The sequence below is a fragment of the Paraburkholderia flagellata genome, assembly GCF_021390645.1.
Lineage (GTDB): Bacteria > Pseudomonadota > Gammaproteobacteria > Burkholderiales > Burkholderiaceae > Paraburkholderia > Paraburkholderia flagellata.
Genome location: NZ_JAJEJT010000001.1, coordinates 2,107,062 through 2,127,200, shown reverse-complemented (window position 1 = coordinate 2,127,200; position 20,139 = coordinate 2,107,062). Strand labels below are relative to the sequence as shown.

At 64.9% G+C, this 20,139-nt stretch carries 14 protein-coding genes and 1 tRNA gene; 6 read left to right on the top strand and 9 right to left on the bottom strand.

What is annotated here, in order from left to right; all coding sequences use genetic code 11:
• Positions 1–149: 149 nt before the first annotated feature.
• Entirely contained in the window at positions 150–2,972 is a 2,823-nt protein-coding gene (locus L0U83_RS09405; RefSeq protein WP_233882272.1) for a winged helix-turn-helix domain-containing protein, read from the bottom strand.
• Positions 2,973–3,146: 174 nt separating this feature from the next.
• Positions 3,147–3,743, bottom strand: coding sequence for a DUF2889 domain-containing protein (locus tag L0U83_RS09400; protein WP_233882271.1), 597 nt, complete (start codon positions 3,741–3,743; stop codon positions 3,147–3,149).
• 285 nt (positions 3,744–4,028) lie between these two features.
• On the opposite strand from L0U83_RS09400, the gene L0U83_RS09395 reads away from it, so the two are divergent.
• Positions 4,029–5,144, top strand: coding sequence for a porin (locus tag L0U83_RS09395; protein WP_233882270.1), 1,116 nt, complete (start codon positions 4,029–4,031; stop codon positions 5,142–5,144).
• 70 nt (positions 5,145–5,214) lie between these two features.
• Positions 5,215–5,604, top strand: a complete 390-nt coding sequence (locus L0U83_RS09390) for a BON domain-containing protein (protein WP_233882269.1) — start codon at positions 5,215–5,217, stop codon at positions 5,602–5,604.
• 62 nt (positions 5,605–5,666) lie between these two features.
• Here the strand turns inward: L0U83_RS09390 and L0U83_RS09385 are convergent, their stop codons facing one another.
• The 7 genes from L0U83_RS09385 to L0U83_RS09355 all read right to left on the bottom strand — a co-directional run bounded on the left by L0U83_RS09385 (position 5,667) and on the right by L0U83_RS09355 (position 12,136).
• Positions 5,667–7,097, bottom strand: coding sequence for an aldehyde dehydrogenase family protein (locus L0U83_RS09385; RefSeq protein WP_233882268.1), 1,431 nt, complete (start codon positions 7,095–7,097; stop codon positions 5,667–5,669).
• A 31-nt stretch (positions 7,098–7,128) separates the two neighbouring features.
• Entirely contained in the window at positions 7,129–8,043 is a 915-nt protein-coding gene (locus tag L0U83_RS09380) for a TauD/TfdA dioxygenase family protein (protein WP_233882267.1), read from the bottom strand.
• Between the two features lie 95 nt (positions 8,044–8,138).
• Positions 8,139–9,440 carry an MFS transporter gene (locus tag L0U83_RS09375; protein ID WP_233882266.1) on the bottom strand — a complete coding sequence of 434 codons (1,302 nt, stop codon included), beginning with the start codon at positions 9,438–9,440 and terminating at the stop codon, positions 8,139–8,141.
• A 428-nt stretch (positions 9,441–9,868) separates the two neighbouring features.
• Positions 9,869–9,943, bottom strand: a tRNA-Val gene (locus tag L0U83_RS09370).
• A gap of 49 nt (positions 9,944–9,992) precedes the next feature.
• Complete coding sequence (gene dnaQ, locus L0U83_RS09365) at positions 9,993–10,739, bottom strand: DNA polymerase III subunit epsilon (protein WP_233882265.1); 747 nt, start codon at positions 10,737–10,739, stop codon at positions 9,993–9,995.
• Positions 10,740–10,796: 57 nt separating this feature from the next.
• Positions 10,797–11,246 (bottom strand): ribonuclease HI, encoded by a 450-nt coding sequence (gene rnhA / locus L0U83_RS09360; RefSeq protein WP_233882264.1) that lies wholly within the window; start codon positions 11,244–11,246, stop codon positions 10,797–10,799.
• On the bottom strand, positions 11,243–12,136 hold the full coding sequence (locus L0U83_RS09355; RefSeq protein ID WP_233882263.1) for a class I SAM-dependent methyltransferase: 894 nt from the start codon (positions 12,134–12,136) through the stop codon (positions 11,243–11,245). Before L0U83_RS09355 ends, rnhA begins: the two co-directional genes overlap by 4 nt.
• A gap of 20 nt (positions 12,137–12,156) precedes the next feature.
• On the opposite strand from L0U83_RS09355, the gene gloB reads away from it, so the two are divergent.
• From gloB to carB, 4 genes are all read left to right on the top strand, one after another.
• Positions 12,157–13,017, top strand: coding sequence for a hydroxyacylglutathione hydrolase (gene gloB, locus L0U83_RS09350; protein ID WP_233882262.1), 861 nt, complete (start codon positions 12,157–12,159; stop codon positions 13,015–13,017).
• A gap of 154 nt (positions 13,018–13,171) precedes the next feature.
• On the top strand, positions 13,172–14,815 hold the full coding sequence (locus tag L0U83_RS09345; protein WP_233882261.1) for a transglycosylase SLT domain-containing protein: 1,644 nt from the start codon (positions 13,172–13,174) through the stop codon (positions 14,813–14,815).
• 572 nt (positions 14,816–15,387) lie between these two features.
• Positions 15,388–16,524, top strand: a complete 1,137-nt coding sequence (carA, locus tag L0U83_RS09340; protein ID WP_158758218.1) for a glutamine-hydrolyzing carbamoyl-phosphate synthase small subunit — start codon at positions 15,388–15,390, stop codon at positions 16,522–16,524.
• Between the two features lie 149 nt (positions 16,525–16,673).
• On the top strand, positions 16,674–19,928 hold the full coding sequence (gene carB, locus L0U83_RS09335; protein ID WP_233882260.1) for a carbamoyl-phosphate synthase large subunit: 3,255 nt from the start codon (positions 16,674–16,676) through the stop codon (positions 19,926–19,928).
• The last annotated feature ends 211 nt before the right edge of the window (positions 19,929–20,139 follow it).

Below are 20,139 nucleotides of genomic sequence, written 5' to 3'. Positions count from 1 at the left end.
TTTGCGTGCGACCTGGCGGGCGCACCACGTTGATTTTGTCGGAAGGGGTACCGCTGGGCGGCACCCCTTAAAACAAGCATAGCGGGTGGGGCGGTGGGTCGTACCACCCGAACCGGGTAGCGCCTCGCCGCGAGCCCGCGCGAAGCCGTTCAGGTGTCGATGCCGAGGTCGCGCACGCGCGCGACGGCCTCATCGCGGCTCGACACGCCGAGCTTGCCGTAGATGTTCTTGAGGTGCCACTTGACCGTTTCGGGCGAGATGCCGAGCGTGCGGGCGATCTTCTTGTTGGGTAGCGCCTGGGCCAGCAGGCTCACGACCTTCGCTTCGCGCTCGCTGAGGGTTTCGGCGACGTTCGGCGCCGCGCCGCGCGCAAGCGCCGTTTCGTTCGTCGTGCTTGCGAGCGCAGCGGCCGATTCCTGCGCCGCGCGCAGCCGGTCGACGTAAAACGCCAGCACCGGGTCGCCGCCGTTTTCCTGCGGGCTCTGATCGGCGGACACTCCCGGCATCCCGCGCACGACCTGTTCGGCGAACGTTACGATGTCCGGGCCCGCGTCGAGCACGCTGCGCACGAGGCCGAGCCGGTGGCCAAGCCGCAGGCCCGTGAGCGCGCTCTCGCGGGCCGCGTCTGCGCGCCCGCGCCGCTGGTCCACGAGCGCGGCCTGCATGCGCAGCTGGACGACGCGATGCTGCCAGCCCCTTTCGCCGCAAAGCGCGATGAGCGGCGGCAAATGCAGGGCCGCGCCCTCGAAGTCTTCGTGCGCGATGCACCAGTTCACATGGGAGCGCTGCGCGAGCGCGTGAACGTCGTACCACGCATGCGGCCGCGTGGGACGCAGGCGAGCCGCGATCGTGTCGAGACGCGCGAGCCGGTCCTGTGCGTCGTCGAACTGGGCGCATTGCAGATGTTGAAGGACCTGTGCGGCGAGGCTATGCGCAAGCAGGCGCGGCAGGCCGTGCCGGCTCGCGTACTCCTCGAGCCGCTCGAGATACGCGAACGCGTCGAGCCGATGACCCTCGGTCCAATGCGCGGCCGCAAGCACCGTGAACACGCGCACGACGGAGTCCGGTATGGACACCCGCTCGAGCACATCGACGCGGTCTTCGAGCAGGCGTCTTGCGCCGGCGATGTCGTTGAATTCGTAGAGCGCCTCGCCGAGTAGCGCGGCCGCGAGACACGCGGGCTCCGCCGCGCTGCTGCCTCGCTCGTCCGCCTCGGCAAGGACGTCACGGCAGATGCGCTCGACCTGCCGGAACTGGCCCTCGAGCGCATGGCTGAAGCCAGCCATGCAGCGGCCGTTGAGCACGCCCGCCGAGGTGCCCATCAACGGCGAACCGGCGAGCAGCGGGCGCGTCGCCTCGTTCTGGAACGCGCGCGCTTCGTCGTATTCGCCGAGGCGCATGTAGAGCCAGGAGAGCAGGTTGTTGCGCGCGCCGATCGACATGCTGGGGGCGTCCGCGGGCGCGGCGAGGAGCTGCGGCAGATGCGCCGCCGCGCTGTCGGCGTCGTCGCGCTGCACGTCGACGGCGGCGCGCAGCAGCGTGAGCCGGTAGCGCGCATTCACGTTCTCTTCGGGGATATCGGCTTCGAGGCGCGCGATGGCCGTGGCGCAGGCTTCGAAGTCGCGCGCATACAGTTCGAGCTGCAGGCGCCACAGGCGCAACTCCACACGCGTCTCGATCTCGGCGTGCGGCAGCAAATGCATGAGCGAGACGAGCTTGCGCAGATCGCCGGAAATCTGCAGGTCGCGCGCCACGGCAAGCACGAGGTCGGCGGCCGCCGCCGATTCGCCGGCGTGCAGCGCGTGGCGCACCGCTTCTTCGGGCAGGCCGTGATCGCGGAACCAGCACCAGGCGGCGTGATGCACCGCGCGCTTCAGGGCTTCGCTGCGCGTGCGCAGGCGCTCTAGCAAGGTTTCGCGAAAGAGCGGGTTGAGCCGGTACCAGGTCTCGTTGCCCACGCGTTCGATCTGCGCGATGAAGAGGTTGTCGGTCTCGAGGCGCGCGAGCAGCGCGAGGACTTCGTTCGAAGGCTGCTCGTCGCCTACGAGCGCGACGCACAACGAGGAGCACAGCCGCGCGCAAACCGATGTGCGCACGAGCAGTTCGACTTCGTTGGCCGAAAGACGCGACAGCACCGCGCCTTCGAAGTACTCGCCGAACCCACGTGCGTCGTGCAGATGCGCGCTCGCAAGCGAGGCCGTGACGTCCGCCGCCCCGGCCGTCGTGCGGCGGCGCTTGAGGTGGATGGCGAAGAGCTGTAGACCCGCCACCCAGCCATCGGTCAGCTCGTGCATTTCGCGCGCATCGCGCTCGCTCACCTCGCCGAGTTGCGCGCGCAGATATTGCGCGGATTCGGCAAAGGTGAAGCGCAGGTCGCGCATGTTGAGTTCGAGCACCAGATCCTGGTCGCGCAGGCGGCCGAGCGACACGGGAACGTTGCCGCGTGACACCAGCACGAGGTGCAGGTTTCGCGGCGCGTAGTCGATGAGCCACTGCAGCGCGCGATGGCTGCGCGCGTTGGTGATGTGATCGAGGTCGTCGATGACGAGGGCGAGGTCGCAGGAGCGGGAGGCGATGGCGCGCACGAGCGTGATCACGGTGCGCTCGACGGCTTCGTCGTCCGCGCCGCGCCCGCCGAGGATCTCGGCTTCGCGGCAGATGGCCGGATCGACCTGGGCGAGGCTCGCCACGAGACCGTCGACGAAGCTTGCCAGGTCGTCGTCTTCCGGCGCAAGGGTGAGCCAGGCGAGGTCGAAGCCGAGCGGCAGGAGCGCCTCGCGCCAGGCAAGGAGCGTGGTGGTCTTGCCGCAGCCGGCAGGGCCCTGGAGCACGATGCAGCGCTTGCGCCGTGCCTCGATCAATTGGCCGACAACGCGCTCGCGTGCGACGACGCGTGTCTTGCTGCGCGGCGCCATCACGCGGGACGCTGCGCCGTCAGCGACGGAGGGGGATTCGGGCCAGCGTTGCGGCATATTCGCGTGCGCCTTGGAGTCCTGGCGCCGCGATCAATGCGCACGCCCGATGACGAAACGAGGATCGGGCTATTGTAGCGCGCGCGCTTGCGCGTCCACGCGGGCGAGCGCGCCCGGCGAACCATGCTGTTTTGTCGCAGCGCTACGGGGTGCGTTACGTGCGGGCGAGGGCGGCTAGGCATCGGCGCAGGCTTGCGCATGGGCAACGGAGCTGGCGCCGCGCTCGCGCAGTACCTGCACCACTTCGCCGTCTGCGCGCCAGGCGTGGCACGTGTCCAGCATGGGCAGCAGCGGTGCTCGCTCGCCGCGTGCGGCATCGGCGAGGCGCTCGTGTGCGTCTTGCCGCAGCCCCATGAGAGTCTGGAATGCGGTGGTGGCCATCGGGCCGAGCAGCTCGGTGAGGTGCGTGCAGCCCCGCGTGCCGCCAAGTCTCGCCTTCACTTCCTTCATGAAGCCATTGCCGATTGCGACACCCGCGAGCTTCGCATAGGCCTCGTTGATCTGCGCGCACCAGGGCGTGGGCGCGGTGTCGGTGCGCGCGTGCGCTGCGCGGATCACGAGGTTCGCGTCGATCGTGATCGTGAGCCACATGTCGTGAATCGCGCCGCCAGTTGGCACGTCCTTGAACAGGAGAGCCGAGTCGTGGCCCTTCGTGTCCGTCATGCGGGCTTCGATGTCGTAGAGGCCGTCGTCACGCGCGTACCCGGTGCAGACGATCTGGCGCACATGCGCCACCTTGCGCGGCGCACTTGCAGTGGCATTTTGAGACATTTGATTGCGCTCCTGAATGCGCCAGAGCAACGACAGGCGCGATATCGCGATGATGCGTGGCGCCCGGCGCAGTGTCCCCACCCCGCGCGGGTGGCCAGTTTGCAACTGTCACGCGGCATGAACCGCGAAGCGCATGCCGCTCGGGGTATTCCCGTCCCCACTCCGTTTGGGTAGTTGCCCCCCTGAATGTCCCTGCAAAACTGCGCCGCATGTGGCTCGCGGTGCCGAACGGGTTACACATTCGCCGCGCCGGTTGCATGCGGCAATCATAATGAGGAGACGTGCATGCGTTTTATCAGCAAGGGAATTTGCGGTGCAACGCTGGCGGTGGTGGCGGGCAGCGCCGCGGCGCAGTCGAGCGTGACGTTGTACGGCGTGGCCGATACGTTCGTGCAATATCTGGACAACGGCGGCAAGCATTCGTATTCGCTGCGAAGCGGCGGGAACACCGGGTCGATGTTTGGCCTGAAGGGTAACGAGGATCTCGGCAGCGGGCTGAAGGCCGCGTTCGACGTCGAGACCGGATACAACATCAATAACGGCGGTCTGTTCGCGGATACCACCACGCTCTTTTACCGCCAGGCGTGGGTGGGACTCACGCACGACAAATACGGCTCGCTCACGTTCGGGCGTCAGTATCAGCCGACCTTCTGGGTCGTCTATCCGACCGATCCGTTTCGCGGCAACGAAGTGCTTTCGCCGCTTTCCGCCGCCGTGCTCGCGGTCGATCGCAATACGCTCGCCAGCCAGTCCGCCACGGGCCGCACGAGCAATTCGGTCCTCTACAAATCGCCGAATCTCGCGGGCCTGCAACTGTACGCGATGTACGCCTTCTCGGCCACCGTCACCCAGCCGGTGCCGCAGACTTCAGGCAACTTCCTCGACCTTGGCCTCTCGTATTCGGCCTATGGGCTCTACGCGGGCATCGCCTACCAGTATCAGCATCCCGGCACGGCGACGATCACGGGGTTGCCCGGCCCGCTCAACCTGCTTGGCACCGAGCACTTCACGGGCGCGCTCGGCTACCGCATCGGCATCGTCAACCTGCAGTTCAACTATGCGTACAACAAGCCGCACGACGCGCCGGCGCACTCGCTCGCGGCCTTGCTCGGCGCGGGCAAGTCGTCGAGCATCATGGAGTTCGGCGCGACGATTCAGGCCACGCCGGCCGACACGGTCGAGATCGCCGGGATCGAGCGCAACGTGCGTGGCGCGCACGACAACACGCCGGGTGTGCAGATCGGCTACGACCATAGCCTTTCCAAGCGCACGTCGCTCTATATGCGCGCGGGCTACCTGAAGAACAACGGCAGCGCGACGATGAGCTGGCCAGGCGTTTCGGTCACGAGCACGGACACGAAGCAGGTGCTCGCGGTGCTTGGCATGACGCATCGCTTCTGACGGCGCTTCTGACAAGGCAAGGCCGCGCTTCGGCGCGGCCACAAATCATCATCGACGAGGAGGGACCAGAATGGATGTCATTCGCAACGGCCGCACGTTAGCCGCGGCCACGTTTTTTGCCGCTCTATTTGCTGCCTCTTTGCAGGCTCATGCGCAGGACAGCGGGGCGGTTTCCTCCGCGCCCGCTGCTCCCGCTGCGGCGGCAGCTTCTTCAGGCGCGAGCGCCACACCGGCTTCGCAGAAGGCAGCCGATCGCGCGCTGCGCCGGCGCGTGCTGAACGCGCTCGCGAAGGCGAAAGGACTGCGCGCGAGCGGCATTACCGTGCGCGCGAGCAGTGGCACAGTGAAGCTGGAGGGATGGGTGCCGGAGCAGGCGCAGATCGATCAGGCGACGCGGATCGCCCAAGGCGTGGCCGGCGTGACCTCGGTGGAAAACACGTTGACGCTTTCGACGTTCTAAGCCGTCGATCCAGCATGTGCGGAAAGAACGGGACCGTGAACGGTCCCGTTTCTCTTTGGGGCTTAGATCGTCACCGACTTGCACTCGAGGAACTCGGCCAGCCCTTCGGCGCCGTATTCGCGGCCATTGCCGGACGTCTTGTAGCCGCCGAACGGCACGCTCACGTCGAGCATCGCGCCGTTGATGCGCACCGAGCCTACGCGCAGTCGCGCCGCCACCTTGCGTGCACGCTGCACATCGCTCGTCGCGATATAGCCCGCAAGCCCGTAGGGGCTGTCGTTCGCGATCCGGATGGCATCTTCTTCATCGTCGTAGGGAATCATCGCTAGCACAGGGCCGAAGATTTCCTCACGCGCGATCGCCATGTCGTTGTGCACGCCGGCGAAGATCGTTGGCCGCGCGTAGAAGCCGCGCGAGAGCCCGGACGGGCGACCCGGGCCGCCCGCCGCCACCTGCGCGCCTTCCACGATTCCCGTCTCGATCATGCGTTGCACTTTGTCGTACTGGGCGCGGTTCGAGATGGGGCCCATGCGCGTGGCCGGGTCGGCCGGATCGCCGACCGTCAACGTATTCGCGGCCGCTGCTGCGATCGTGACCGCTTCGTCGTAGCGTGCGCGTGGCACCAGCATGCGGGTGGGCGCGATGCAGGTCTGACCGGAATTCGCCATGCACTGCGCGACGCCGCTCGTCACGGCGGACGCCAGTTCGGCGTCGTCGAGGACGAGCAGGGCGGACTTGCCGCCTAGTTCCTGCGTGACGCGCTTGACCGTGGGCGCGGCGCCGATCGCCACTTCCACGCCCGCGCGCGTCGAACCGGTGATGGAAACCATGTCCACCTGAGGATGCGAGGCGAGCCGCGCGCCCACGGTGCGACCCTCGCCGAACACCATGTTGAAAACGCCCGCGGGCGTGCCGGCCTCGTGGAGAATCTCGGCGAAGATCATCGCGTCGAGCGGCGCGATTTCCGAAGGCTTGAGCACGACCGTGCAGCCCGCAGCGAGCGCGGGGGCGACCTTGGCCACGATCTGGTTCAGCGGCCAGTTCCATGGCGTGATGAGCGCGGCGACGCCGATCGCCTCGCGCCGCACATAGCTCTTGCCTTGCGTCGTTTCAAACGCGAAGTCGCGCAGGACATCGATGGTTGCGCGCAAGTGGGCGAGGCCGATCGGCGCCTGCAACGCATTGCACAGCGAGACCGGTGCGCCGATTTCCTGGCGCACGGCTTCGGCGAGCTCGGGCAGGCGGCGCTGATAGATGACGGCGATGCGCTCGAGAAGGGCGATACGCGTTTCGCGGCTCGTCTCTGACCACGCGGGAAAGGCGGCGCGCGCCGCGGCGATCGCGCGATCGGCGTCCTCCTCATTGCCCATGGCTAGCGTGCCGATGCGTTCTTCGGTGGCGGGATCGACGATATCGAATGAGGGAGCCCGCGCGCCGTGCTGTGCGGGCTCGACCCACTGTCCGTCGATATAGAAGCGATTCAATGTCTTCATGATGGAATTCCCAGGTCGCGTGCGTACGCGCTCAAACCGGCCGATCGCCGATGATGGTCGCGCGCATCATGTGCCGAACGGCGGGGTAGTAGTCCTGAATGGCGTAGTGCTGGCACGACCGGTTGTCCCAGAGGGCGATCGTGTTCGGGCGCCACTTGAGCCGCACCTGATACTCGGGCACCTGGGCCTGACGGAACAGCAACTGCAGCAATTCCATTTCGGCGAGCTTGAAGTCGAAGCCCACGCGATACTGGTCCACGGTCTTTTGGCCATAGTTCGCGATATGTGTGGTGAAGGCCTCGTTGACATAGAGGATCTTTTCGCCCGTTTCCGGGTGCGTGCGCACCACAGGATGCGTAGCAGGCGGAAAGCGCTTTCTCATTTCGGCATGCTGATCTTCTGGAACGACAATCCCGAACAGCGGCAGGAAATCGTGGACGGCCGTGAGATTCGCAATGCGTGTCTTGACGTCTTCGGGCAGGCCTTCGTAGGCTGCGACCATGTTGATCCACATGGTGTCGCCGCCCACCTCGGGGCACGCCACACAGCGTAGCATCGAGCCCATCGAAGGAATTTCGCGCCATGACACGTCGGAGTGATAGAGATTCTCGCGCCCGCGCTTCGAATCGTTGCGCCCGAGAATGACGAGTTCCGGGTGATCCGGGTGATGCGGAAACGTGGGGTGGACTTCCAGTTCGCCAAAACGGCGCGCGATGGCCACGTGCTGCGCGGGCGTGATGTCCTGATCGCGGAAGAACAGCACCTTGTACTTGAGCAGCGCGCGGCGCAGGGCCCGGCAGGTGACGTCGTCGAGCGGCTCGCGCAGGTCAATGTCACCTATCTCGGCGCCGATGGTCGGTGTGTGCCGTGTGAGCGTGAACGGCCAGCTTTCGGCGTCGACTGCGCTGGCCTGAAACTCGTTAGGTACGCTAACGGTTGCTTGCATGTGATTCTCCATTGACGATAGGTATTCGCGGCCGTCGTGCGCCGACTTTAGCGTCTCACGCATTACGTTTTGAGCGTCACGCGTGGCGTATTCATTCAGGCAGTGAGTGGCGCTGCGTCCTCGCCAGCGGTGCGCAGCGAGCGTTCGGGGTGCAGCCAGCGCAGCGCCACGAGCGCCGCGACGACCAGCAGCGTCGCCGTCACCGCGATGGCGACTTCATAGGCGTGCGCGCCGGTTGCGGCATAGGACTGGACGAGCCGGCCGACGAGAGCCGGCCCGATCGCGGCGCCGAGGCTCGCCACCGCGGTATTGATCGCGATGACCGAGCCGCGCTGGGCGAGCGGCACCATTTCGGCGAGCATGGCGGGGGCGAGTGTCAGGCAGAAAGTGGACAGCGCGCCGGCAACGGCGTAACAGAGCACCTTTTGCGTGGGCGTCAGGTCGATCGCCACCAGAGCGAAGAAGATGAGTGCGCCTGCGATCATGACGGCGCACATGAGCCGTACGCGGGCTTCGCGCGAGGTCGCGCCCTGCCGGAGCATGCGCTGCGAAAGCGCGCTCAGGCCGATATTGACCGGCGCCGCGAATGCGATGACAAGTGCGAAGAGGCGTCCCGACGCGATGCTGCCGAAACCGAGACCCTTTTCGAGGTAGGTGGGCAACCATGTGATGGTCTGGCCAAGCAGCCAGTAGGCGACGAAGCCGAGCAGGAATACAGAGAGAACGGACGCGTCCGTCAGGATCCTGCGATACGGCAAGGGCGCGGCCGCGCTGCTGGCTGCGGCCGGTTCGCGCGGCGTGCGGCGGACGACGTCGAGCGTGCCTTCGCGGCCAAAGGCCAGCCACAACGCGCACCAAAGCGCGCCCACCACGGCGAGCACGAAGAAGTTCGTGCGCCAGCCCCATCGCTGCGTGATCGCGGGAATCACGAGCCCGGCGAGCACCATGCCGCCGACTGCGCCCTGGTTGATGACGGCCACGGGGAGACTGCGTTTGTGGTCCGGGAACCACTTGAAGAGCGAGTGGACGGAGACCGGAAACGAGGGGCCCTCCGCCGCACCGAGAATCACGCGACAGAGCAGCAGCGCGAACGCGCTCGTGGCGAACGCCTGGGGTATCTGCAACAGTGCCCAGCTCGCGCCCATGGCGAGCAGGATCCAGCGCGTCGGTAGCCGATTCGAGAGGAAACCGACGAGCACGGTCGAAATCGAGAAGAGCCAGAAGAAGCTGCCGGCGACGAAGCCGAATTGCGCCGGCGAGAGATGCATCTCGGCCATGAGCGGCACGGCGACCATGCCGAGGACGATCTTGTCGAGAAAATTGATCGTGGAGAGTCCGGTGAGGAGGGCCGTGTTGGTCCAGGCGGACTTTGGCTGCCAGGAAGTTGAGTTGAGCATGGGCGATCTCGTTGTATCGGCTGGCGCCGGCTGATGGTGCAACGCCAGGACGCGACCGGACTGGCGCAGGCTTCTGCGCGCAGCGGCCGGTGCTGTGGGTTGGTTCAGTACGGGGATACCGCGAAGTCGAGATGCGAGGGGGGAGCAGCGACGCCCATTACTTTCATGATGTCTCCTTGTCCGCGCGCTTGCTGAATCTGGTTCGCGCTTCGGCATTGCCTGTGTCTGGCGTTACCTTAGGAGTCAGGCCACCCGGGGTGACCCCCCCAACCGGGTAGGGTAGGGAATGCCTCAGTGCGCATGCGCGAGTGGAGTGCTCAATATTGTTTTGTCTCGTGCAAAATGGACGCCCAAAGCAAAAGGCCTCGTTGCTTTCGCAACGAGGCCTTTTATTCTTCGGTGTTTGTCGTTACCAACACCAGGAATTCTGGTGGGTAGTACTGGGATCGAACCAGTGACCCCTGCCGTGTGAAGGCAGTGCTCTACCGCTGAGCTAACCACCCGAAGAGATTGAGATTATGCAGGGCATTTCCGATCTTGTAAAGCCCTTTTTTAAGCATTCTGCGCATCGGCCGAATTTGCTTCGGCGGGGGCGGGTTCGATACGCCAAACCGACGTGCCTTTGATCGCCTTGTCGAGACCATCGAGCACGGCGTTGTGTTCGGCCATTTCTTCGTCGCTCGCCATGATCACGTGCAGGTCGATCGACTCGAACTGCACGCGCGGCGCGGCGGCCGCACCGGGCGCGGCATGCTCGCCCAGCATGTCGATGACGAGGCTTTCCTGGCCGCGCGTCATCGCGAGATAGACCTCGGCGAGCAGTTCCGAGTCGAGCAGCGCGCCGTGCAGCGTGCGGTGCGCGTTGCTGATGCCGAAGCGATCGCACAGGGCGTCGAGCGAGTTGCGCTTGCCGGGGAAGATCTGCTTGGCCTGCACGAGCGTGTCGATCACCTCGCCGCAATGCTCCTTGAACCCGGGCTTGCCGAGCAGCGCGAGCTCGGCGTCGAGAAAGCCGATGTCGAACGGCGCGTTGTGGATGATGATGTCCGCGTCGCGAATGAAGTCGAGGATTTCGTCCGCGACTTCGGCGAACTTCGGCTTGTCGGAGAGGAACTCGGTCGTGAGGCCGTGTACGGCGAGTGCGCCCGGGTCGCTGTCACGCTCCGGGTTCACGTAGAAGTGCAGGTTGTTGCCGGTGAGCCGGCGGTTCACCAGCTCGACGCAGCCGATTTCGATGATGCGGTCGCCCGTGCGGGCGTTCAGGCCGGTGGTTTCGGTATCGAGAATGATCTGGCGCATGTCTTGTAAAGCGTGAAAGCGTGGGGCAGCCGCGCGAGGCGGTCTCAGAGAGCTGTATCAGAGTTCGGCGAGCGTGGCGACGCCGCGGTTCGCGAGCGCGTCGGCGCGCTCGTTCTCCGGGTGGCCGGCGTGACCCTTCACCCAGCGCCACTCGATCTCGTGCTGGCCGACGAGCGAGTCGAGGCGTTTCCAGAGGTCGTCGTTCTTGACCGGCGTTTTGGCGGCCGTCATCCAGTTCTTCTTCTTCCAGCCGTGAATCCACTCGCTGATGCCTTTTTGCACATACTGCGAGTCGGTGTGCACGATCACCTTGCACGGACGCTTGAGCGCTTCGAGCGCGGCGATCACGCCCATCAGCTCCATGCGGTTGTTGGTCGTGCCGGCCTCGCCGCCGAACAGTTCCTTTTCCTGCGCGCCGAAGCGCAGCAGTGCGCCCCAGCCGCCGGGGCCCGGGTTGCCCTTGCAGGCGCCGTCCGTGAAGATTTCGACGAAGTCGGGTGTGCTCATGTGTCCTTGTTGCGTGTTGGGGAAGGGGTGGTGGCCGCAGGCGTCAAGCTCGCGGCCAGTACCGGCTTCTTGACCTTCAACGGCCCGACGAGGCGCATGCCGCGCACGCGCTTGATCGCCGTCACCATATAGATAGCGCCGAAAATCGGCCACCAGCGATCGCCCGCGGCTTCCATGAAGCCGTAGCGGCCGAGCCACTGATCCGTCGCAAGCGGCGGACGATAGCAGCCGAAGCGCCCGCGTTCAAGCTCGAAGCCAAGCAGCTTGATCCAGTCTTTCAGGCGTGTGAAGGCGATCAGGTCCTGGCGCGCCGGCAGGAACGGATGGCCGGTCAGCTTGCCGACCGACTGGCGCGCGCCCCACAGCGAAAGCGAGTTGAAACCGACGATCAGCAATTGCCCTTCGGGCATCAGCACGCGCTCGGCTTCGCGCAGCAGGCGGTGCGGGTCGCTCGTGAACTCGAGCGTGTGCGGCATCACGATGAGGTCGACGCTCTGCGCCTCGAACGGCAGATCGAGATAGTCGCACCATACGGTGCTCCGGCCCGCGGGCGCGTGAAGCAACGAACTGCCGCTCGCAGCCGGGCTGTGGTCTTGCGTTGCGCCGCCCGCGCCAGGCATCGGTTGCCCCCCGTTCGGGTGCGGCTGTGCCGATGTGCCGGGTACGGAGTAGGGGGCGCTCGCGGCGCTGGCGGCGTCGAGCACGAGGCCGCGGCACGACATGCGGTTCTCGCGCAGGGCGTCGAGTTGCGGCAGGCCGAGCTGCAGCGCATGGTAGCCGAATACGTTCGATACCACGCGGTCGAGCTGCTCCTGCTCCCAGTCGAGCACATACCTGCCAGCGGGCGAGGCGGTCCAGGCGGGCCAGTCTATAATCAATCGGTCAGACATGTCGAAGAATACGTCGCCCCATGAAGAGTCCGCTAGAGTACGCGCGTTCGAGCGATGCGTGCGCCTACGAGTACGTACCGGTTCCCGCCTTTGAAGACAATTACATCTGGGTCGTTTCGGACGGCCAGAATGCCGTTGTCGTCGATCCGGGCGACGCCGCTCCCGTTCGCGCGTACCTCGCGAAACGCGGCTGGCGGCTCGTCGCTATTTTACTCACCCATCACCACAACGACCACGTCGGCGGTGTGGCGGACCTGCTCGCCGACGCCCGCATGCCTGGTCATTTGCCCGCGCATTTGCCCGTATATGGCCCGGCCGGCGAGGCGCTCGGCCCGCTCGATCCGCTCGTCACGCGCGTGAAGGGTGGCGACGCCGTCCATCTGGACGCACCGGCGCTCGACTTTACGGTAATCGACGTGCCGGGCCACACGCGTGGCCACATCGCCTATTTCCAGTCAGCCGATACCGACGGCACGCCGCACGTGTTCTGCGGCGACACGCTCTTTGCCTGTGGCTGCGGCCGCCTGTTCGAGGGTACGCCCGCGCAGATGCTCGACTCACTCGACGCGCTCGCGGCGCTTCCCGGCAATACTCACGTGCACTGCGCACACGAATACACGTTGTCGAACATTCGCTTCGCGCTCGCCTGCGATCCCGAAAACGCCGATCTGCGTGAATGGAGCCGCGAGGCGGCGGCGCTGCGCGAGCGCGGCGTGCCGACGCTGCCTACGACGATCGCGCACGAGCGCGCCGTCAATCCGTTCCTGCGCGCGAGCGACGCGGCGGTGCAAGCCGCGCTCACCGAGGCGCTGCACGAATCGGTGCCGAACCGGCTGGCTGCTTTCGCCATGATGCGTGAATGGAAGAATCGGTTCCGCTGACCCACCAGGGTTAGGGGGCATGCTCAACCCAATCGTATGGAATCACGCCCAAGCTGCGGATTTCATGGATTTTTTTCCAATAATTCCGATTGACGGAAATCGACACGTTCCGTACTATCGGCTGCAAATTCCAGCCATGCGGATGTAGATTTTCATGCGATTCATAATCAGTGCGCTGCTGGTCCTCATGCTCGCCGCCTGTGCGAGCGGGGGACCGTCTGCGAGTTCTCTAGCACCAGCCAACGCCCAGGCCAACGCCGACCTTATTCGTAAGACCTCCGCTGCGAAGGAAACCATTAACGTCGATCAAGGTTCCGTCGATCAGCTCACAAGCCCCGACGCCGACCTCTGGGGGCGCATTCGCCGCGGCTTCCAGATGCCCGACCTGCAGAGCGACCTCGTCGACATGAACGCCAACTGGTACGCCCAGCGGCCCGACTACGTCGCGCGCATGACCGAGCGTTCGCAGAAGTACCTCTATCACATCGTCGAAGAGCTCGAGGCGCGCCACATGCCCACCGAGCTCGCGCTGCTGCCGTTCATCGAATCCGCGTACAACCCACAGGCGCTGTCTGTCGCGAAGGCCGCCGGCATGTGGCAATTCGTGCCGGGCACGGGCCGCACCTATAACCTCAAGCAGAACATGTGGCAGGACGAGCGCCGCGACGTGCTGGCCTCGACCAGCGCCGCGCTCGACTACCTCTCGCGCCTGCACGACATGTTCGGCGACTGGTATCTCGCGCTCGCCGCTTATAACTGGGGCGAGGGGAACGTGCAGCGCGCCATCGCGCGCAACGAGGCGGCGGGTTTGCCCACGGACTACCAAAGTCTGCGCATGCCCAACGAAACGCGTAACTACGTGCCGAAGCTGCAGGCGGTCAAGAACATCGTGATGAACCCGCAGCAGTACGGGCTCACGCTGCCGTCCATTCCGAACCACCCGTATTTCGTCACGGTCACGACCTCTCACGACATCGACGTGGACGTCGCCGCCAAGCTCGCGAACATGACGACCGACGAGTTCCGCTCGCTCAACCCGTCGTTCAAGAAGCCTGTGATTCTCGGCGCAACCGACCCGCAGATCCTGCTGCCGTTCGACAACGCGAGCGCGTTCGAGCGCAACCTGAAGGCCTATTCCGGCCAGCTTTCCTCCTGGACCGTCTACACGACCGACTCGCGCACCACGCCGGCTGCGATCGCGCAGAAGATCGGCGTGGACGCCGACACGCTGATGTCGGTGAACAAGATTCCGGCGGGCATGCGCCTGAAGGCGGGTTCGACGCTAGTGGTGCCGCGCACCGACGACGGCGACGACGAGGACATCAGCGCCGACGTGGCGGAAAGCGCCGTGCTGGCCATGGAGCCGGATGTGCCCGACACGCGCAAGATGCTGATCCGTGTGCGCCGCAAGCAGTCGATGGAAGCGGTGGCGAGCCGTTACGGCGTCTCGCTCGGTCAATTGAAAGCGTGGAACAAGACCCACCGCGACTACGTCGCGCCGGGCCAGGTGCTGGTGTTGCACGTGCCGGTCAACAAGGCGATGCCGAGCGAACCGGGGCCGGAACGTCTGGCAACGAACGTTTCTGGCGGTGGCGTGCAGCGAATTGGCACCCGCGTTACAGACACCGGGTCGAAGTCGCGATACGATAAGAAGCACGGTCGCGCGCGCACCGAGGTCGTGAAGGTTTCCGAACCGGTCAAGGCCAAAACGATCAGCGCTGCGCCCAGCAAGGCGTCGAAGGGTGCGGCAAGCCGCCCGAAGGCCGAAACCCACGCGCAGAAGCATCAGACAAAATAGCGGCTGGCGAAGGGTGCTCAAACATGCGTTGCGGGGGCAGCGCATGGTATTTCGCTCCGATCACTTTTCCGTTTTTGTTGTGTTTGACGCCGTCACCCCGCCAGGTGGCGGCGTTTTCGTTGGTAGTTGCCAAAAACCGAAGGCGCGATCTCGAGCGGCGCTTGCCGCCGCGGCCCCGCCCGCTATAGTGGAAAGGGCCGCGCACCGGGCTGCGAGCACGCTCCCCGTCGCCAGCGCCATCCTGGAATTTGAAGGAAAGGTGACTTTCGCGCTATAATTTCAAGGTTTGAGCTTATCAACCCGCACCCTAGCGCCTACCTCTTCCCATCCGTTCATCCGCCGCCCGCGCTTCATCGTCAACTGGCCGGCTGCCGCCCGATCCTGCGTCACAAACGCGCGCTCGTGGCCCGGCGCCACAACGGTCAACCGCTGATGAGGCCGCGTAGCGAGCGAGCCGCGCGCGCATCCTGATCCTCACGGAAAAGGGTGCCGACGCCGCAGCCGCTCTCAGGTCGCAAGATCGCAACGTCGGATAACAGGTCGGCACAGGGTGCTCCCCCAAGGAGTCTCCCGTGTTGCCGTCATTTTCTCCCGCTCTGCTCGCGCTCGCCGACGGCACGGTCTTTCGTGGTTATTCGATCGGCGCGCCGGGTCATACGATCGGTGAAGTCGTGTTCAACACGGCCATCACCGGTTATCAGGAAATCCTGACCGACCCGAGCTACGCTCGCCAGATCGTTACCCTCACGTATCCGCATATCGGCAACGTCGGCGTCAATGCCGAAGACGTCGAAGCCACGAAAGTCCATGCCGCCGGTCTGATCATCCGCGACCTGCCCGTGCTCGCCTCGAACTTCCGCATGGAGCGCACGCTCGGCCAGTATCTGAAGGACGAAGGCGTCGTTGCCATCGCCGGCATCGATACGCGCAAGCTCACGCGTATCCTGCGCGACAAGGGCGCGCAGAACGGCGCGATCCTCGCGGGTTCCGACGACGAAGCGAAGGCCATCGAACTCGCGCGCTCGTTCCCGGGCCTCGCGGGAATGGACCTCGCCAAGGTCGTCTCGACCGACAAGTCGTACACGTGGAACACCACCGAATGGCGTCTCGGTGAAGGCTATCGCACGCAGTCGGCGCCTAAGTACAAGGTCGTCGCGTTCGACTACGGCGTGAAGCAGAACATCCTGCGCATGCTGGCCGAACGCGGCTGCGACGTCACGGTGCTGCCGGCGCAATCGACGGCTGAAGACGCGCTCGCACTGAACCCGGACGGCGTGTTCCTCTCGAACGGCCCCGGCGACCCGGAACCGTGCGACTACGCGATCAAGGCGACGCAAGCCTTCATCGAGCGCGGCATCCCGACGTTCGGCATCTGCCTCGGTCATCAGATCATGGGCCTCGCTGTCGGCGCGAAGACCCTGAAGATGAAGACGGGCCACCACGGCGCGAACCATCCGGTCAAGGATCTGGCCGACGGCCGCGTGGTCATCACGTCGCAGAACCACGGCTTCGCGGTGGACGCCGCCACGCTGCCCGCGAACGCTCGCGTCACGCACGTGTCGCTGTTCGACGGCACGCTGCAAGGTTTCGAGCTGACCGACAAGCCCGCGTTCTGCTTCCAGGGTCACCCGGAAGCATCGCCGGGCCCGCAGGACATCGGCTATCTGTTCGATCGCTTCACGGCGCTGATGGACAAGGCGAAGGCGTAAGCGCCGCGCAGAGCCGAAGCGAAAGAGCAGAGCAGGGTGCGCAGCGAGCTGGTTTGAAGCAGGTTGCAAACACGGCCCACGCGCGCACCCGGGCGGCAGAAGTCAAGCCGCCTGACGTAAAAGACACAGGAATATTTAGCGAGAGCGTTATGCCCAAGCGGACAGACATCAAGAGCATTCTCATCATCGGCGCGGGTCCGATCATCATCGGCCAGGCGTGCGAGTTCGACTATTCGGGCGCGCAGGCATGCAAGGCGCTGCGTGAAGAAGGCTACAAGGTCATCCTCGTCAACAGCAATCCGGCGACGATCATGACCGACCCGAACACGGCCGACGTCACCTACATCGAGCCGATCACCTGGGAAGTGGTGGAGCGCATCATCGAGAAGGAGCGCCCCGACGCGATCCTGCCGACGATGGGCGGCCAGACCGCGCTGAACTGCGCGCTCGACCTGCACCACCACGGCGTGCTGGCGAAGTACAACGTCGAGCTGATCGGCGCGTCGCCGGAAGCCATCGACAAGGCCGAAGACCGCCAGAAATTCAAGGACGCGATGACCAAGATCGGTCTCGGTTCGGCAAAGTCGGGCGTTGCGCACTCGATGGAAGAGGCGCTCAAGGTGCAAGCCGAAATCGCCGAAGCCACTGGCTCGGGCGGCTATCCGGTCGTGATCCGTCCGTCGTTCACGCTCGGCGGCTCGGGCGGCGGCATCGCGTACAACCGCGAAGAATTCGAAGAGATCTGCAAGCGCGGTCTCGATCTGTCGCCTACGCGCGAACTGCTGATCGAAGAATCGCTGCTCGGCTGGAAGGAATACGAGATGGAAGTGGTCCGCGACAAGGCGGATAACTGCATCATCGTCTGCTCGATCGAAAACCTCGACCCGATGGGCATCCACACCGGCGACTCGATCACCGTCGCGCCGGCGCAGACGCTCACCGACAAGGAATACCAGATCCTGCGCGACGCCTCGCTCGCTGTGCTGCGCGAGATCGGCGTGGATACGGGCGGCTCGAACGTCCAGTTCTCGATCGACCCGAAAACGGGCCGCATGATCGTGATCGAAATGAACCCGCGTGTTTCGCGCTCATCCGCTCTGGCGTCGAAGGCCACGGGCTTCCCGATCGCCAAGGTCGCGGCGAAGCTGGCCGTGGGCTACACGCTCGACGAGCTGAAGAACGAAATCACGGGTGGTCAGACGCCGGCGTCGTTTGAGCCGACGATCGACTACGTCGTCACGAAGATTCCGCGTTTCGCGTTCGAGAAGTTCCGCGAAGCCGATCCGCGCCTCACCACCCAGATGAAGTCGGTGGGCGAAGTGATGGCGATTGGCCGTACCTTCCAGGAATCGTTCCAGAAGGCGTTGCGCGGTCTCGAAGTCGGCGTCGACGGTCTGGACGAAAAGACCACGAGCCGCGACGAGATCATCCGCGAGATCGGCGAAGCCGGTCCGGACCGCATCTGGTTCGTGGGCGACGCGTTTCGCGTGGGCATGACGCGCGAAGAGATCTTCGAAGAAACCGCGATCGATCCGTGGTTTCTCGCGCAGATCGAGCAGATCATCCAGAAGGAAGAGGCCGTCAAGGGTCGCACGCTCGAAAGTCTCACGAAGGACGAACTGCGTTACCTCAAGCAGAGCGGTTTCTCGGATCGCCGTCTGGCGAAGCTGCTCGGCGCGAATGCTGCGGACGTGCGCAAGCGCCGTATCGAGCTGAACGTGCGCCCGGTCTACAAGCGCGTGGACACGTGCGCTGCCGAGTTCGCGACCAAGACCGCCTACATGTACTCGACCTATGAGGACGAGTGCGAGGCCAACCCGACCAACAACAAGAAGATCATGGTGCTGGGCGGCGGCCCGAACCGGATCGGCCAGGGTATCGAGTTCGACTACTGCTGCGTTCACGCCGCGCTCGCCATGCGCGAAGACGGCTACGAAACCATCATGGTCAACTGCAACCCGGAAACGGTTTCGACCGACTATGACACGTCCGACCGCCTGTACTTCGAGTCGCTCACGCTCGAAGACGTGCTCGAAATCGTCGACCTGGAAAAGCCGGTTGGCGTGATCGTGCAGTACGGCGGCCAGACGCCGCTGAAGCTCGCGCTCGACCTCGAAGCGAACGGCGTGCCCATCGTCGGCACCTCGCCTGACATGATCGACGCGGCCGAAGACCGCGAGCGCTTCCAGAAGCTGCTGCAGGACCTGAACCTGCGCCAGCCGCCGAACCGCACCGCGCGCGCCGAAGACGAAGCGCTCAAGCTCGCCGACGAAATCGGCTACCCGCTCGTCGTGCGTCCGTCGTACGTGCTGGGCGGCCGTGCCATGGAAATCGTCCACGAGCCGCGCGACCTCGAACGCTACATGCGCGAGGCCGTGAAGGTCTCGAACGATTCGCCGGTGCTGCTCGACCGCTTCCTGAATGACGCGATCGAATGCGACGTGGACTGCATCTCCGATGGCACCGACGTGTTCATCGGCGGCGTGATGGAGCACATCGAACAGGCTGGCGTGCACTCGGGTGACTCAGCTTGCTCGCTGCCGCCGTACTCGCTGTCGAAGGAAACGGTCGACGAACTCAAGCGTCAAACTGCCGCGATGGCGAAGGCGCTGAACGTGGTTGGCCTGATGAACGTGCAGTTCGCGATTCAGCAAGTGCCGCAGGATGACGGTTCGAAGAAGGACATCATCTACGTGCTGGAAGTGAACCCGCGTGCGTCGCGTACCGTGCCGTACGTCTCGAAGGCGACCAGCCTGCCGCTCGCGAAGATTGCGGCGCGTGCGATGGTCGGCCAGAAGCTGGCGCAGCAGGGCGTGACGAAGGAAGTCGTGCCGCCGTACTTCAGCGTGAAGGAAGCAGTGTTTCCGTTCGTCAAGTTCCCGGCCGTTGATCCGGTGCTCGGACCGGAAATGCGTTCCACGGGCGAAGTGATGGGCGTGGGCAAGACTTTCGGCGAAGCGCTCTTCAAGTCGCAGCTCGCGGCGGGCTCGCGCCTGCCGGAGTCGGGCACCGTCTTCATCACCGTGATGGACGCTGACAAGCCGAAGGCCGTGGAAGTCGCGCGCATGTTGCACGAACTCGGCTACCCGATCGTCGCCACGCGCGGCACCGCTGCCGCGATTGAAGCGGCCGGCGTGCCGGTGAAGGTCGTCAACAAGGTGAAGGACGGCCGTCCGCACATCGTCGACATGATCAAGAACGGCGAGATTTCGCTCGTCTTCACGACCGTCGACGAAACCCGCTCGGCGATCGCCGATTCGCGCTCGATCCGCATGAGCGCGCAGGCCAACAAGGTCACCTACTACACGACGATGTCGGGCGCACGCGCGGCCGTCGAGGGTCTGCGCTACCTGAAGAACCTGGAAGTCTATGATTTACAAGGCCTCCATGCTCGCCTAAACTAAGGCTTCAATTGTCTGTCTAACGCTCGACGAGGCAGGCTAAAAAAGCTGAATGTGCCGCGGTTAAGCGGCGTCCCAACAGGGTTTTCAGGCTGCGCCAGACCGCGCAGCCGCCCTCGCGGGATGCACTTAACCGCGGAATTTTTTTATGGCCGCAACGCGCGCGACAGGCGCGCGTGGCGCGGCATTCTTTTGGCCCTTGTGGGCCGTACGA